The 16,202-nt window shown below is 51.0% G+C and carries 11 protein-coding genes; 4 read left to right on the plus strand and 7 right to left on the minus strand.

The features are described 5' to 3' along the window. The first annotated feature begins 265 nt into the window (after positions 1-265). The gene (locus ACY0JR_RS10865) at positions 266-2,062 is read left to right on the plus strand and encodes a mechanosensitive ion channel family protein (RefSeq protein ID WP_462634110.1); all 1,797 of its coding nucleotides are present in this window, start codon (positions 266-268) and stop codon (positions 2,060-2,062) included. Positions 2,063-2,344: 282 nt separating this feature from the next. On the opposite strand, the gene ACY0JR_RS10870 is transcribed toward ACY0JR_RS10865, so the two are convergent. The 4 genes from ACY0JR_RS10870 to ACY0JR_RS10885 form a co-directional block, all read right to left on the minus strand. Then, positions 2,345-3,418: a zinc-binding metallopeptidase family protein gene (locus ACY0JR_RS10870; protein ID WP_462634111.1), complete on the minus strand. Its 1,074-nt coding sequence runs from the start codon at positions 3,416-3,418 to the stop codon at positions 2,345-2,347. A gap of 78 nt (positions 3,419-3,496) precedes the next feature. Next, the gene (locus tag ACY0JR_RS10875; protein WP_462634112.1) at positions 3,497-4,393 is read right to left on the minus strand and encodes a transglutaminase domain-containing protein; all 897 of its coding nucleotides are present in this window, start codon (positions 4,391-4,393) and stop codon (positions 3,497-3,499) included. A 22-nt stretch (positions 4,394-4,415) separates the two neighbouring features. Beyond that, complete coding sequence (locus tag ACY0JR_RS10880) at positions 4,416-5,369, minus strand: alpha-E domain-containing protein (RefSeq protein WP_462634113.1); 954 nt, start codon at positions 5,367-5,369, stop codon at positions 4,416-4,418. Positions 5,370-5,489: 120 nt separating this feature from the next. Continuing rightward, the gene (locus ACY0JR_RS10885; RefSeq protein WP_462634114.1) at positions 5,490-7,112 is read right to left on the minus strand and encodes a circularly permuted type 2 ATP-grasp protein; all 1,623 of its coding nucleotides are present in this window, start codon (positions 7,110-7,112) and stop codon (positions 5,490-5,492) included. A 1,168-nt stretch (positions 7,113-8,280) separates the two neighbouring features. On the opposite strand from ACY0JR_RS10885, the gene ACY0JR_RS10890 reads away from it, so the two are divergent. Further along, entirely contained in the window at positions 8,281-9,288 is a 1,008-nt protein-coding gene (locus ACY0JR_RS10890) for an SGNH/GDSL hydrolase family protein (RefSeq protein ID WP_462634115.1), read from the plus strand. Positions 9,289-9,682: 394 nt separating this feature from the next. Here ACY0JR_RS10890 and ACY0JR_RS10895 read toward each other — a convergent pair whose 3' ends face one another. The 3 genes from ACY0JR_RS10895 to ACY0JR_RS10905 form a co-directional block, all read right to left on the minus strand. Beyond that, the gene (locus ACY0JR_RS10895) at positions 9,683-10,585 is read right to left on the minus strand and encodes a hypothetical protein (protein WP_462634116.1); all 903 of its coding nucleotides are present in this window, start codon (positions 10,583-10,585) and stop codon (positions 9,683-9,685) included. Between the two features lie 782 nt (positions 10,586-11,367). After that, positions 11,368-12,066, minus strand: a complete 699-nt coding sequence (locus tag ACY0JR_RS10900; protein WP_462634117.1) for an alpha/beta hydrolase — start codon at positions 12,064-12,066, stop codon at positions 11,368-11,370. 316 nt (positions 12,067-12,382) lie between these two features. Further along, the gene (locus ACY0JR_RS10905; protein WP_462634118.1) at positions 12,383-13,177 is read right to left on the minus strand and encodes a hypothetical protein; all 795 of its coding nucleotides are present in this window, start codon (positions 13,175-13,177) and stop codon (positions 12,383-12,385) included. A gap of 340 nt (positions 13,178-13,517) precedes the next feature. Between ACY0JR_RS10905 and ACY0JR_RS10910 the strand changes: the two genes are divergently transcribed. Both ACY0JR_RS10910 and ACY0JR_RS10915 read left to right on the plus strand, forming a co-directional pair. Next, positions 13,518-14,579 (plus strand): chemotaxis protein CheB, encoded by a 1,062-nt coding sequence (locus ACY0JR_RS10910; protein WP_462634119.1) that lies wholly within the window; start codon positions 13,518-13,520, stop codon positions 14,577-14,579. Between the two features lie 256 nt (positions 14,580-14,835). After that, complete coding sequence (locus ACY0JR_RS10915) at positions 14,836-16,176, plus strand: SDR family oxidoreductase (protein ID WP_462634120.1); 1,341 nt, start codon at positions 14,836-14,838, stop codon at positions 16,174-16,176. Positions 16,177-16,202: the final 26 nt, after the last annotated feature.

Raw genomic sequence — 16,202 nt, forward strand, 5'->3', positions numbered from 1 at the left:
TAACGAGGCTAAAACAGAGGGGTTTACCTGAAAATAAAACATTCCGCAAACGTGGAGTTGCAGCCCGCCGGTACCGTTTCTGGCCTCTTTTGAGGAAAGCAAAAGCAAAGCGATTCTAAAAAGAAGTAACCACGTGCAACGCCAGAACGTTTGTAAAGCGCCCGGGTGTGACAACCCCAGGCCAACAGGCAGCCGGAAAACGGCAGTTTTTTCCGGCACTTCCCGCCAGCGGGCTACCTGTAAACGCAGTAAAATCAAGCTTACCATGATGCATTCCTTGTTCTTCCGTTTCTACCCTTCTTTTCATAAAAAAACCTCAAAAACAAACCGTTTCGTGGTGTGTCTGGGGCTGCTGCTGACCCTTTGTACCGGTGTTCCGGCGCAGGCGCAAGTTGCCCCGGCAGCAGACTCTGCGGTGGCGGAAGTGCTGCCCGAATGGGCCGCTGATTCGTTGGGCAGGCGTACGCCCCGTGGAGCCGTGCAGGGCTTTATTTCGGCCTTGGCCAAAGAAGATTATGAGAAAGCCGCTCTGTATCTGAACCTGGACAGCACCTTGCAGCAGCAACAGGACGGGGCCAAGCTGGCGCATGCCTTGCAACGCCTGTTAGACCAGGGCGGGGAGATTATTCCTTACACCCTCATAAACGACACCTATACGGGCCGGGAAGATGACAACCTGGGGCCAAATCTGGATCGCATAGGATCGGCCACGGCCAATGGCGAAGAATTTGACTTGTTTCTGGAAAAACTGGAAGATCCGGAGGGTGGACCTATCTGGTTGATTTCTTCGCAGACGGTGCAGCGCATTCCCGAGATTATTGAGGAAGCCGACAAACCACTGGCCAACAAAGTGATGCCTCGCGCCGCCGTTGAAACCAAATGGAACGGCGTACCGGTGGGGCAGTGGTTTTTTATGCTGCTGATTGCGGTGCTGGCGTACACGGCGGCCTGGATTTTCATTAGACTGTTGGTGTTCATCTTGCGGCGGAGCTGGCGCAGGGCCGCCGAAGAGCACATTGAAGGCATTATCCACGCGTTCACTTTGCCTATTCAACTGTACCTGGCCTTGTGGCTGTTCATTGGGACTACGCAGCGCGTGGGCATCTCCATTATTGTGCGCCAGCAGTTCAGTCAGCTGACGGTGCTTTTGGGTTTGCTGGTGTTCCTGTTGCTTTTGTGGCGGCTGATTGAGGTGATGTCTCAGTACCTGGAGCGGCGTTTGACCCGCAAACGCAACCAGGCGGCTTTGTCGGCGGTGCTGTTTTTGAGGAGAGGAGCCAAAATTGCGATCATCGTTTTCGGGATCATTGCCTTCCTGGGCATGTTGGGATTTGATGTGACTACTGGCTTGGCGGCCCTGGGTATTGGTGGTATCGCGCTGGCGCTGGGGGCGCAGAAAACCGTGGAGAACTTTGTGGGCAGCGTGACGCTGATTGCAGATCAGCCCATCAGGGTAGGGGACTTTTGCAAGGTGGGCGATACGGTGGGCACCGTGGAGTCTATTGGCATGCGTTCTACCCGTATCAGAACCAATGATCGCACGGTGGTAACCATTCCTAACGGTGATTTCTCTTCGCAGCGCATTGAAAACTACACCCACCGCGACCGCATCTGGTTTCACCCCACCTTTGGCATACGCGCCGATACCACGCCAGACCAGATCAGGTTTTTGCTAGTAGAGCTTCGGTCTATTCTCTATGCCCACCCCAAGATTGATCCAGAGTCGGCGCGGGTGCGGTTTGTGGGAGTTGGGGATTTTTCCTATAACCTGGAAATCTTCTCCTATGTCCTGACCAATGATTTCAATGAGTTTCTGGAGATTCAGGAAGACTTGCTGCTGCGCATGATGGATGTTTTGGATACCAGCGGCACCGGCTTTGCGTACCCAACCCAGACCTTGTTCATGGGCCGTGATAGTGGAATAGCAGAGGAGAAAGCCCAGGCCACGCATGAGAAGGTGAAACGCTGGCGCGAAACCAATGACCTGCAGTTACCCCGCTTCACGCCAGAACGGATAGAAAGCCTCCGGAATACCATTCCCTATACTAACGGAAAAGAATAGTGCTGTTTAAGGGCTGTTTTCTTGAAAACAGCCCTTAAACAGCAAGAGAGTATTTTGTGTAGAAAAAGAATACTTCAAGTTTGAGCGAAGCGGTAACTTGGAGTAGAAATAATAGCCAGTTTGTAACTGGCGAAACACATGACCAGGTATAGTATCACGCCAGTTACAAACTGGCTTCAATGCCCACCACAAGTTACCGCTGCGCTCAAACTTGCGGCAGAAATGAACATAGACGAAAAGGGGCTGTTTTTAAGAAAACAGCCCCTTTTCGTATGTACTTATCTATCCCCTTCTGTTCCGTTGAATCAAGCGGTGAATGTAGGTGAGCTTTCCTATGACCGGTTCAGAGAAAGTTTCGGGGAGGATGTCTGGGAGGCCCAGGGAGCGGTTCACTTCGTTTACTTTCAGGCTGAGATCGGCGTAGCGGGCCAGCATGTCTTCTAGCTGGGTGTCTACCAAGTCATCGCTGGGCAGTTCCAGGAGGTCGTGGTTGTCGGCGGTGTCCAGGACGGCCATCATGTCCAGGTAGGTACCCCAGGTTTCGGCGAAGTCTTCCCAGGAGTGCATGGTGGCGTACGCGCTGATGTAGCTGTTTTGCCAGTTGGCTTTGGGGCCGTTTTTGTAATACTGGTCCATGGCCTCAGAATACGTAGGGTTCTCATGGTCCCCGAACACGGCTTTGTACGCTTCCTCGTCTTTGCCCTGTACCAGCAACTGCCAGTAGTAATGCCCTACCTCATGCCGGAAGTGCCCGATGAGGGTGCGCTGGGTTTCCCCGAAGGCCACCCGCAGGCGCTCGCGTTCCACCGGGTCGGCTTCACTGAGGTTGATGGTGATTTTGCCATCGGCGTGGCCGGTAAATACTTTTTCGCCTTTTTCCAGCCCTATCCAGCCCAGGACAGGAGAAGCCTCTACATCTTCTTTAAAGTCAAAGGAAAGGGGCAGTTCAAAGTTTTGGGCTTTGGTGCCGTAGGGCAGGCCCAGTTCATCTAGCAGGTACAGCAAGCGGCGTTTGGCTACTTCCAGGTCGTACCATTTCTGGGCGTTGCCCTCCACAGAGAGATCAGGGATAGTTTCGGTGTACTGACAGTAGTTGCACAACTGCTGGAAGTTACGGGCTATGTCTTGCGGGGACTCCACCATGCGGTTACACACGTTGTGCGCCGAATAGTTGAAGCATTTGACCACGTGTGCCTGGCACTGGGGGTTGGTACACACGTAGCCGCCTTTGCCGTCCAGTTCCATGGCGTGCATGCCCTCACAAACCGGGCACCAACCCACTTCTCGGTTGCAGTTCACGCAGAAGGAGTTCTCAAAAAATAGCTTGTTACCGCAAGTGCAGTGAAATGTCTTCATGTGTCTGGTTGTTAGCAGTTTCCTGCTTGTTTTTGTAAATCTGCTGCTTTACGCGGGTAAAGTACTGACTGCTGCTTGTCAGGCTTGTACGCTGGTGTGCATGGGTTCCGGGATGTTCTCAGCGCCTTGCAGGGGCGTAACCTGTACTCCATAATGGGTCTTCTGCTTGCCGTTGGTTCTGAGGGTACCTTTGATGGGGCTACAATCTGCGTAATCTGACCCGTGGGCTGCTTTGATATAGTGCGCATCGGCGAGCAAATTGTTGGTGGGGTCGAACCCCTGCCACCCAAACCCTGGAATGTAAGCCTCGGCCCAGGCGTGCATCACCGCCGAACCCGCCAGTTCCAAACCCTGGTTCAGGTACCCCGATACGTACCGGCATGGGATCTTGTTGAGCCGGGCAATGCCTATGAAGATGTGCGTGTAGTCCTGGCAAACACCCCGGCCCAGCTTTAGCACTTCGTTTGCCGTGGTGCACACGTGCGTCGGCTCGGGGTCAAACTCCAGCAGGTCATTGATGAAACTGTTCAGTTGCTGCAGGTACTCATACACGCCTTGTTCAGGTTGGCGCATGAGCAGTTTGGAGCGGTATTCTTCCTTGATGCGGGTGTAGGTGTCAAAGCCCAGGTACAAGTGGTTTTCCAGGTAAAAGGTATGGTCCTGCAGCAGGCGTTGCTCTTCTTCTACCGGCAAGGTGTCTTCCAGAGGAAAAGGCATGACGGTTTTCTCCACAATGGCCCGCATCTCAAATTGGAAGTCGTTGAAAGGCTCTACGCTGTGCAAGTTGGTCACCTCAAAACCAAAGGGGTTGGTATGCTGAAAAACCTCGGCGTCCAGGGAGTTGGTCATGGTCACGTTACGTACCACCTGGCTCTCATTCTGACAAGGCAGAATCAGGAAAGAAAAGAAGGCCTCCCTTACGTTTTCGGCATACGTGTTATGGGTGCGGTACACCACTTCGTATTCTGTCTTCATACAGGCAAGGCCTAAGCGGCCATCAATTATATTTTAAATATTTAACGTCTAACAAATAGGCAAGCTCATACACGTCATCAAGGGTTCTTTTCAGGAACTGGGAAGCTCTGTCATCTACTTCCTCTATGTTGAGGTATTGGAACCTACAGGCCAGTTTCCCGGCCATAAACTCTAGTGATTCTTTCTTGGTTTCTTCCTGCTGAAAAGAGATTCCTTCAATGCATTCTCTCACCCATTTAAGGCTATACGCAACTGACTTAGGAAATTGGGTATCTAAAAGTAAAAAATCTAACACATGGGTGCGGGTAGGGCTGGTTTTGTGGCAGCGCATGAACATGTCAAACGCCTCGGTGCTCTTGAGCGTGGTGCTCCACTGGTAGTTCTCCAGCGCGCTGCCCTGCTTTAAGGTGTCAAACTTTTCAATGTCGTCTAGCTTGGTCTGCAGAATCCTGATGACCTGGATGGCGCGTTCCAGGTGCATGCCCAATGAGATGAGCATCCAGACATCATTGTGCAGCAGCGTGTTTTCTATGTAGCCTTTGGTAATGTAGCTATTCTCTTCAATGCGGCGGGCGAAGTACTCAATTTCTTCCGCGGGCATCTCAGAAGTCATCAGTTCATTTACCTTATGGTAAAAGCGGTTAATGGCTTCCCAAAGTTCTATGGAAATACTATCGCGGGAGCCGCGGGCATTCTCCCGTATGCGGCCTATGTAACTGACAATGGAAAATAGGTTGGATTCTGAAATGGAGATAAAATCGATGACTTTGTCGTCTTCCAGCTTTTCATGCACCCCAAAGTAGGCGTCTTTGCTGCCGGCCATGTCCAGAATAGATTCCAGAATCAAATCCCGGTTCTGTCCCAGCGGCGCATCTACGGAAGATACATAATGCACCCGCGTATACCGGGCAATGTGTTCGGCTCTCTCAATGTAGCGCCCCATCCAAAACAAGCTATTTCCTATTCGTGAAAGCATATGTAGTGTAGTTCTGAGTCTTGAGTCCTGAGTTCTGAGTCAGGAGATTTATTTGTGGTGATACTTTTTTGATCGTCCCCCTTCAAAGGGGGACAAGTCTGATCCCTTTTCTTTCTGCTATTATTCGGTACCAGAATTGCCCATAGACATGCTGCCCTGCGTGCCAATAGACATGGCCTGCGGACCCATGGTCATGGTTTCGCCGTTCATGGTCATGCTTTGTTCCATGGAGCCGCTTTGTTTCATGGACATGCCCGCGCCATCATCGGCCATGACCCAGGTGTCTTTGGAACCTCCGCCTTGGGAAGAGTTTACAATCAGGCTGCCTTTTTTCAGGGCCACGCGCGATAATCCTCCTTTAAGCACGAATTGGCGGTCTTTTCCCAAAAGCGTGAACGAACGGAGGTCTACGTGCCGAGGCTCAAACTGGTCATCGCCTTCAATGAAGGTGGCGTGCATGGACAGGTTCATGATGGGCTGGGCAATGTATTTGCGCCGGTTCTCCGTCACGAGGTTCTTGAACTCGCTCAACTCTTCCTTAGAAGCCTTGCTCCCGATTAAGATACCGTACCCGCCGCTTTCGTCTACCGGTTTAATCACCAGCTTGTCCATGTTCTCCAGTACGTATTTGAAGTCGTCGTCTTTCTCGCAGCGGTAGGTGTGCACGTTGTTGAGAATGGGCTCCTGTTGCAGGTAGTATTTGATGATGTCGGGCACATAGGTGTAGACCGCTTTGTCATCGGCGAAGCCCGTACCCGGCGCATTGATGAGGTTTACGTTGCCTTTTTTGTAAGCGGCCATGATACCGGGCACGCCCAACATGGAGTCTGGCCTGAACGCCATGGGGTCCAGGAAGTCATCGTCTAGGCGGCGGTACACCACGTCCACGCGCTTAGGGCCGTTGATGGTCTTCATGTACACGAAGTTCTTGTCTACGTACAGGTCGCGGCCTTCTACCAGCGGCACGCCCATGGTGAGGGCCAGGAACGCGTGTTCAAAGTAGGCCGAGTTGTACACGCCCGGCGTAAGCACCACGCAGGTTGGGGCATCAATGCCGTTAGGCGCCACTGACTGCATGGTGGCCAGTAATTCCTGCGGATATTCCTGCACAGTATGCACATTGAACTGCCGGAACATCTGGAACAAGGTGCGTTTCATGGCCACACGGTTAGACAGCACGTAGCTGATGCCCGAGGGGCACCGCAGGTTGTCTTCCAGCACGTAGTACTCGCCGTCTGAGTGCTTGATCAGGTCGGTGCCAGAGATGTGATTGTAGATGCCGCCCACTGGTTTAATGTCCAGCATGGCCTTGAGGTAGTTCTTAGACGAGAAGATGAGCTCGGCGGGCACTACTTTGTCTCTGAGGATGTGCTGGTCTGAGTAGATGTCCTGGATGAACAGGTTCATGGCCACGCACCGCTGCAAAATGCCTTCCTCCACACGGGCCCACTCGGCGGCCGGAATAATGCGGGGAAACAAATCGAACGGGAAAATACGCTCTACCCCTTTGGCTTTGTCTGAGTACACTGAGAACGTGATGCCCTGGTTGAAGAAGGACATCTTGGCATGCTCATTCAGTTCTTTGAATTCGTCTTTGGAAAACTCCAGAAACTGCTGATACACCGCCTCGTAATGCGGATGAACCTGTCCGGGTGCCCGGAAAACCTCATCTAAAAACTGCGGCGGAATCTGATAATTGCTGAATACTTCACTTGTCTGGTTCTGGCGCAAAGCTGCATCCATATCTGTAGGTCTAAAAACGTTAGTTAGTAAGAGGTAAACCACTTTATGGGCAAAACGAGCGGTGGTTGGCTGCCCGTCATGCCCGCCTTTCTGTACTTGAGGTGCTAGGGCCCTTGCTGTTGCATGTGGCAGGTTGGCCATGTAAGTTGAATCTTTGCAGTTGCTGCGTTCTGCGTCCTGTTTGCAGCCACTCAACGTTCCTTCTCTGGCAGCCGGGTCCCTTTCTAAACGCCCCTTACGGAAAAGGGGTGCTTCTTTGTTGACCAACTACCTTGAAAAAGTGACGAAAACCAAAATAACAGTATTTGTCTGGTGGTAGGATGGTAGTTACCGCAGGTTTTCTTTGCTTGGAAAGGTAGATTTTCACTTGTATTGAGTGTGTAGTTTGCAGGTGGATGGTGGTGGATTTGGTTTGCGTTTTGTTAGGGAGTGCCTTTTGCCTGCTGCTGGCGTGGCGGCTGGTGGATGCGGTGCCCTTATGCTTTGTTGTTTCATGGTTTCCCTCCATGCGCTCACGGCCGCGAGGCCCCGTCTTCCCCTCACGCACTGCCCTTTCGGCCTGAGTTGACTTTTGCGCTTAGTTTTGCCTTTCCAGGGCCAAAAGCGAGGCGCGCTCGGGAAAGACTGGAAAGGGGAAAGTAGCGGATGGACTTCTGCCCTCTAGAGCAGAGACTCCCCCTTTGAAGGGGCGAAGGGGGATGTTTACACCTGCCGGTTCTCACGCATTCCAACTAGTAACCATGGTTCAAGTCTGTGACTTGGACCTATCATGCCCGGAAGTTTGAAACTTCCGTGAGGCGTGAGCCTCAAAAACGTTTGCGAACTCCATAAAGTCCCTGCTCTTTACAGGGTAACCATTACCTTCAGGATCACACCAGACATCAAGAAAGACCCAGAAAACTTACTGGAGCGTTTTGGGTCCGTTTTCATGAAAGTAAGCCTTAAACTTGAGGGGGCTTGTTTGAGGAATGCGGCCCACTTGGTAGAGTGGAAAGTTTGAATCAGAATGAGGTATGGAAAACTAGCGTAATATCTTTATTCTTGTAAGAACAATCCTTCGCCTTGCCTCATGAAAATTCCATACACATTCCTTGCCGCCTCACTTTGTGCCTTTTACGTGGGCTGTACTTCATTCAGAAATACTTTAGCAAATCAAACACCTGAAGAGTTGCCCGCAAGTGCGATGCAGCCGGTAGGAAGATACTTGGTGAACAAGGACCAGCATTTGGAGTTGATCAGTTCGGCGGCGCATGCGGGTTTTAGGTTTGAGGGGACGGAGGCGCGTATCATAGCCTCGGCGGCTTATGCGGGTGCCCACAGTTACCTGCAGTATGAAGTAGATGGTGTTTATCAGAAACGGGTCAGAATAGACGGGCAGCAAGATACAGTGTTGATTACGGCTCCTTCGGCGGGGAAGCATATGGTTTGGCTGTACAAAACCACCGAAGCCCATACCGGTGCGTTGGTGATTCAAAAGATTCTGGCGCCTAACGTGAAGGCGCTCCCCAAACCGACGGCACCTTTGATAGAGTTTATTGGGAATAGCATTACGTGTGGTGCAGCGGCAGATCCGTCAGATGTACCCTGCGGTACTGGCGAGTACCACGACCAGCACAACGCTTATATGGCCTATGGTCCTCGGGTGGCCCGGGCGGTAAACGCTGATTTTATTTTGAGCAGTGTGAGTGGCTATGGAGCCTACAGGAACTGGAACAGCAACGGGCCCACCTTGCCCGATGTGTATGAGAAAATAGATTTTCAGGCTAAAACGGCCCAGCCATGGGTTTTCGGTAAGTTCTCGCCGCAGATTGTTAGTATCGCCTTGGGGACTAATGATTTCAGCGACGGTGACGGTAAAACTCCCAGGCTTCCTTTTGACAGTGCTCGTTTTGTGTCAAGCTACATCAGCTTTGTGAAAAACGTGAAAGCGAAGTACCCGCAAGCCAGAATTGCCTTGCTCAGTAGCCCTATGCTGAACGGACCCAAAAAGCAGACATTGGAACATTGCCTCACGGCGATAAAGAAAGAGATTGACGCAGCGTATCCATCGACTAGGCCTGTGGCGCTCCATTTCTTCAGACCCATGCAGGCTACGGGTTGCTCGGGGCACCCCAGCGTGGCCGAACATGGCGTAATGGCCGCTGAACTGGAGCCTTTCTTTAAAGGATTGTTATAAAAAGTCTGGTTTCTTTTCTTCCTGTCTCATGGCTTGAACGAGATCGTATAGACAAGCTTCTATTTAAACAAGTTTCGATCCAGTAAATAACATCAACCCCGCCTCCTTGGCCTGTTCCCCGGCAGGCCAAGGAGGCGCGGAAGTTACTTCCTCGGTATAGAAAAGGTGTAGCTGTGCATCTTTCGGCTCCAAGTTTCCGAAGAAGGTCAAGTTCCTTTTGTAGAACAGCATGGTGCCTGCCACTCAAAAGCTGGTGGTTGGTTGCCCTGAGGTATGAAAATGAATCTAGTGGTACGCTCCTAAACCGAAAGCGGAGGGGGGAGTGCTTTGGTTTTTCTTTATTCAGTCAAAAGCAGGGGGAGTGCTTTTGACTTTTTGTTTTAACAACCGGGGGCTAGTTGCTGGTTTTAATCTGGCGGTTTATTACTTCCAGAATCAGGCGTTCAATGACATCGTTCTCTAACTCTGGATTGCTACTGGCAATGAATTCAAACACCTTGTGCTGAAGTAGTTGTTTTCCTATTTCGGTACGGTTTTTTAAGCCAGACACCTTCACGAACTGGTCAATTTTGGAGTTGACAAAAATCTCCAGGTTTTCGGGTCTCAGGAAAATGTCGGTGAAGTTATTGACGGCAATGTTGGCCTGTGCGCCAGTCCTGCCACCGGAAGCCTCCTTGCGGATGTTGTTTTTGATGGTCTTCACTTCTTCTGTCAGTTTCTCAAGGGAGTCAAGGATAATTTTGTCAGCCGTGATTTCCTTGGAAGATACCTTTTCGCTTTTGTCTTCCCCTAGCTCTTTGAAAAAAGTCACTGCTTCTGGGTTCTCTTCATAGGTTCTGTAAGTGGACTCAATTTTACTTCTGAGTTCTTTCTTGAAAGCCACAATGGGAGTAAACCGCAGGTCTCTAGGATAGGTGATGGGTTTGATAGGCGAGGCATCAAAGTTATAGTCGGTCACGTCATCTTTGATAATGATAGTGGGTTTGTCCAGAGCCAGACGCAGGCCTAGTTCAAACATCACTTTAGGGTTTTTGGCGCTTACATCAAAAACAATGATAGGATTGGTGTAGATGCTATGAACGTTCCGCTTGTGAATAATGCCTGCCTCATCTGCATTGCTCACCAGAGACGGTTCAAACCCAGCATCTTTGATGACATCCTGCACAATGGAAAATACTTCTACCCAATGCTCAGCGGGTAAACCGTCTATAGCTGAGATTGGCATAATGACTCCGCAGGTCGTGATGTCCCTGTCTTTATCGTTTTCTCCTATTTTTATTTGAGCCTTGGTACTCATATAAGTTAGTATGGGTATAAGTATATTCTTATTTTATCTTCTGATATATAGTCAAGTTGAGAGTATTGCTCCTGCCAACTATAAACAATATCTGATAAAATATTGAGATTCTTAAATGCAAAAGAAATAGAGAAGGAATCAGCCCCTTTTTCCTGGCTTCCGTAAAAGACAAGTTTTCTGGGCTAACTTCACTAGAACCACAAAAAAGCCGTTTTCAGCCTGAAAAATGTAACTGCATCTAGTTGAATAAATATTCCAAAAAAATAATATTTTGCTCTGATCCAGGAAAGGAATGGGTGCGGGCAAGTACTTGCCCCGCTAAAAAGTCGGGTAGCTTTTATTTGAACGTCAGAATGCTCGTTCTTAGTACATTGCAACTAGAAAGCAGAATCATGTAATCCCTTCTGCGCCGCGTCGTACTTATTTTGTTCAAAATATTCCCCTTTCATATTGGCGCGGTTGTCTTAGGGATAGTGGCAAGTGGTGCTATTATTTGCGGTTTTTGGGTAAGGTGGCTTGAAAATATGACTATTCTGATTGAATGCGTCTATGTTCTTTTGGGTTAGATTTGCTAAGTAGTGTAATAAAGCTCTATTGGAAGTCATCTCAAGTTCAGACAAATTATATTTATTGGTGAAGCACAGCAGTTCTTCCAAAGTTTTAGATAAAACCTTGATGACAGGGCACAACTGTACTATGAAAACTTGAACCAAGCGCAATGAAAGTTGAACAGTGAGGGGGATAGTAAAAGCTAAAACGTAGAAGCTTGCCAAAGGTTAACGCTATTGCTCTTTCAAGAACCACGCTACCGCACTTTGGGAAATGGAGTCCGGAATCTCGTGTTCACCGTCAAATTCCAGGTAGTTGACGGGTAAGCCCTGGCGTTGCAAATCATGGTTGACCTGCCGGCCGCAGGGATCAATGGGCAGCACGCCATCGTTTACTCCATGCGAAATGAACACCTCTGGCGAGCCATGTTTTTCACGGGTGAACGAGAAACCCGGTGAGAAGGCAATCAGGTGCGTGAACAGGTCGCCGTTGGTTAACCCCAGGCACAACGCGTACGAGGCCCCGTCAGAAAAACCACCTATGGCTATGTGTGTAGGATCAATGGCGTAGGTTTCCAATACCTGGGTCATGGCCTGGTCTAAGAAGATCACATCTGGCCCGAAGGAGTCACTGACAATCACATCCCAGGTGTATTTGCGCGACGCTGGGGCAATGAGGATGAGGTTATTTGCATCGGCGTAGCGCTGGAGCAGCCACATGCCTTGCTCTGGGTTTCCGCCGGAGCCGTGCAGCATAACCGCCAGGGCAGCAGGTTTAGCGGCATTATACCCTTTGGGTACGTAAAGCAACCCGTCTTTGCTGGCGTCCAGACCCAAGGGTTGCAGACCTACCATGGGCTCCTTCCCGGCGGTAGGTTCCCCGAATTTTACCGAAAGGCGGCCGGTGCTGTAGTTGTCTCTAGGAATAGTCATCTGGCTGGCTTCTTTACAGTTAGACAATATGATGCATACGGCAAAAAGCCAGACTGTTATGCACCCGCAAGCGGTTATTTTCAGGAAAGGAAAGCCAAAGAGGAACATACGCCGGGTTGGGTAAGGCGAGTACTTTTCTATCTACGTGCCCATCTTGTCACTAGCCCTGTGGTTTAGGCCTTTATTTCTGAAAACAAGAGGTAAAACAACGCAACAAATCAAGTTATATAACTATTTCTCTGCATGCGTACCTCGTTACATGGTAACGAGGCTACATTGTTGGTCTGTAGCGACGTTACCCTGTAACGTCGTCTTCTTACGAAACGGATTCGTCCTCATCCGCGAAGCAGCCGTTTTCTGCTTCTTTAGGGGTTACCAGGAACAGCAACTCGTTCCCCTTCTTGCCGGCCAGGTGAATAGCTTCCATTTTACGAAGGCAGTAGGTGATCTGTCGGCACCGGTGCAGCGGCAGTTGCAAGACTGCTTCCAGGTCGCGGTTGGAAAAGGGTTGAGGGAGGTTAGTGGGCAGGAATTGTAGAAAATCAGTGGGGTGGGAGAACCGATGGGTACTGAGGACTTCCAGCAGTTTCCGGTCTTTGATGCTCACTTTTTTGCGGTGCTTGCTGCCTTTCCCGTCGCGGCAACGCACTTCCTCTTCCCTGATGATGGGAAACTCCAGCGTGAAATTGGGATGCTTCACCAACTCCGGAATACGCACCAGTTCCTCAAAGAGGTCGGTTAACGCGCCTCGGTAGGTAGACTTGCGGCGCGAAAGCACCGAGGTTCCTTTGCCGTCTACCTGCACCACCCATTTCTCATAGGTAATAGGGTGCAGCAAATGCACGGGATGTTTCTTTAGCAAGGTCTGCAGTTTGGTCCTGATAGCCGAGAAATTACGCGTCTGTATCTCTACTAACTGCGGGCCGCGCACCAGGTCAATCACAAATCCGTCTACCGGTACTTCAAATCTATCTTGCGGCTGCGCATACCACTGTTTCAGGCCCGCGTGCAGGGAGCGTTCATTCTGTAGGTTAATTCCGTTGCGCTCGGCGGCGTGTTTCTCTTTCTCTTCCAATGCGGCCCAGCCTCCCGGTTTCAATTTCGTGCCCAAAACTACAGATTCAGGGGCTCAATTGCACTTAGAAATTGTTTTTGGTTTTTAGCGAGCCTGAAGGTGACAGTCTTCGTCTAGTACTTTCCTTCACGCGCCGGGAACGCGAGTGAGAGAGACGCTGCTTTTAAAGCGCAGTAACAAGGGAAACAAACCCCTGTAGGAAATCAGAGCCCTCAGCAAGCAAAACAATCAGCAATACTGGGAGGTGCTGCGTGAATGATTATGCAGGAGGATAACCCCAGCCAGATGTTTGAAGTAAACATAGTATCTATACTATGGTAAAAAGCGCAGAAATGTAAAGTTCTGGCTGCCATAGACTGTACCTTAACCTACGGCCATGTCAAGTAATGCTAAAATCACCAAAAGAGCGTCAAAACGGGACATTGTGGTCATTGGGTCTTCGGCGGGAGGCGTGACGGCCTTGCTGGAGTTCTCCAAAAGTTTACCCGCCGATTTTCCGGCTCCCATCTTTGTGGTGCAGCATGTGGCGCCGCATACGCACAGCATTCTGCCAGATCTTATTTCCAGAGTGTCGCGGTTGAAGGCCAAATACCCCCAGAATGGCGAGAAATACAAACCAGGGTTTATCTACCTGGCTCCGCCAGACCACCATCTGCTGCTGGAAGGCGACAAGGTGCTGGTGACCAGAGGACCCAAGGAAAACAAGTTTCGGCCGTCTATAGATGCCCTTTTCCGGTCGGCGGCGTATGTGCACGGGCCGCGCGTCATTGGCGTGGTGCTCACCGGGTATCTGGACGACGGCACCTCGGGCTTATGGACTGTGCAGCGTCTGGGCGGCATGACCATTGTGCAGGACCCCTTAGACGCCCCTTTTCCCGACATGCCTGCAAACGCCCTGGAGTTTGTAGACGCAGACCACGTGATTCCGCTGGCCGAGCTTTCGACGTTGCTGGCGCGCCTGACCACGGAAGAAGCTCCGGCTGCGCCGAAAGTGTCTACTAATGACCTGGAGAAGATCAAGATTGAGATTACCATTGCGCGGCAAGACAACGCGTTTGAGATGGGCATCATTGACAAAGGGAGCCTCACGGCCTTTACCTGCCCAGATTGTCACGGCGCCTTAACGCAGTTGATTGAGGGCAACCTCATCAGGTTCCGGTGCCATACGGGCCACGCCTACACCATCAGTTCCCTGCTCGCCGAGGTCACCGAATCGGTGGAAAGTATGCTGTATCAGGGTATGCGTGGCCTGGAGGAAACCAAGATGCTGCTGGAGCACATGGGCGATCACTTTCAGGAGGCAAAGCAGCAAGACGTGGCCAGTTTGTTTTACCAGAAAGCCGAGGAAGCCGGAAAGCAGGCGAGAGTCATCCATGACAATATCTTCAAGCATGAACTCCTGAGCGGCGACATCCAATACCAGAAGAAGAAGCTGTAACCTTACCTTGTGCTTTACATTCTGGGCCCCGGTTTAAGCCTTGTTTTCAGAAAAGCGGGCTTAAACCCAGACGGCTCACGTCCTGCCTTCAAATCCTTTTTGCCTCTTTTCAGGAAAACAGCCTCTAAACGTTTCCTGCCCGTAGGAGAAATGGGATTGGTCTGCGGGAAATACTTAAATCATGGTTCTCTGTTAACAAAACCGCTTTAGGGGCGTACCCTTTAGCAGAAGTTAACCAATTGAATTTGATAGGTATATGATAGCAGTGATCACAGGAGCATCCAGTGGAATTGGGCGGGCCACCGCGTTTGAGTTCGCCCGCAAAGGGTATGAGTTGGTGCTGGCCGCGCGTTTTGGGGCTGGTTTAGACGAAGTAGTAGAAGAATGCAACCGCCTGGGCGGAAATGCCGTGGCCGTCCCGACGGATGTTTCCAAGGAAGAAGACGTCAACGCCCTGGCTTTCCATGCGCAGTCTACCTTTGGCGGATTTGACGTGTGGGTGAACAATGCCGCCGTAGGTTTGTTCGGGCATTTTGAGGAAATCCCTACGGAAGATATCCGGCAGTTGATGGAGGTCAATATGTTTGGCTACATCTACGGGGCCCGGGCCGCCGTCCGGCAGTTCCGCGCGCAGGGCTATGGTACGCTCATTAACGTGTCATCTATGGCGGCACTGGTGGGGCAACCGTTCTCCATTCCGTATACCATGAGCAAGTTTGCGGTGCGCGGCATGAGCATCAGCTTAAGCCAGGAACTCGCCGATGAAGAAGACATCCATGTGTGCTGCGTACTGCCCGCGGTAATTGACACCCCTATTTTCCAGCACGCCGGTAACTACATGGGGCAGGCCATCAAAGCGCCAGACCCGGTGATTCCGGCCAAACGGGTAGCCAAAGCCATCTATAAGCTCACCAAAAAGCCACAGGAGCAGGTGCAGGTAGGAAACATGAGCCGCATGATGCGGTTCCAACGCATGGTGTCGCCGGCCTTGCTGTTTGACAAGTACATGCAGAAAATGATTGCCCACAACCATTTCAAGAGCAAACCTTCGCGTCCGTTCCAGGGTAATTTATACGAACCCATGACCAACTGGAACAAAGTGAATGGCGGCTGGTTGCCCGAAGATTCAGGAAAAGGCACCGGAAAAGCCCTGGCGGTTCTGGGTGGCGTGGCGCTGTTCGGGGGCATTGCATATTACCTGATGCAGCAAAAGAAAGGGGCTACATTCAGTTTCCCTTACTCTAAAAGACCCGCTTCTACGCCCGCCACGTATCCGGTAGCCGCCGATTACACCACCGGCACTTTGAGCGGTACCCCGGGAGTATACGGCAGCACCCCAGATATGACGAACGAAAGCCCTGCCAACGCCCCGGTAAGTTCAGAAAGCATCACCATTGACAACCGGTCCGAAACCAGCGGAAGTATCAGCGGCGGTTACGGCAGCACGGCTGGTTCTGACATTTACGGTACCGGAGTAGTGGGCCAGAGCGATGCCACTTCCAACACCGGAAGCGCAACTGATGAGTACCGCCCGTCTAGTGATCACCTGGGGGGAACAACCGGAACGTCTGGCGCTACCACCCCCGGAACTCTGTAAATCTTCAATTCACCTGATACCAGTAG

The sequence above is a fragment of the Rufibacter sp. JT3400010 genome, assembly GCF_054956755.1.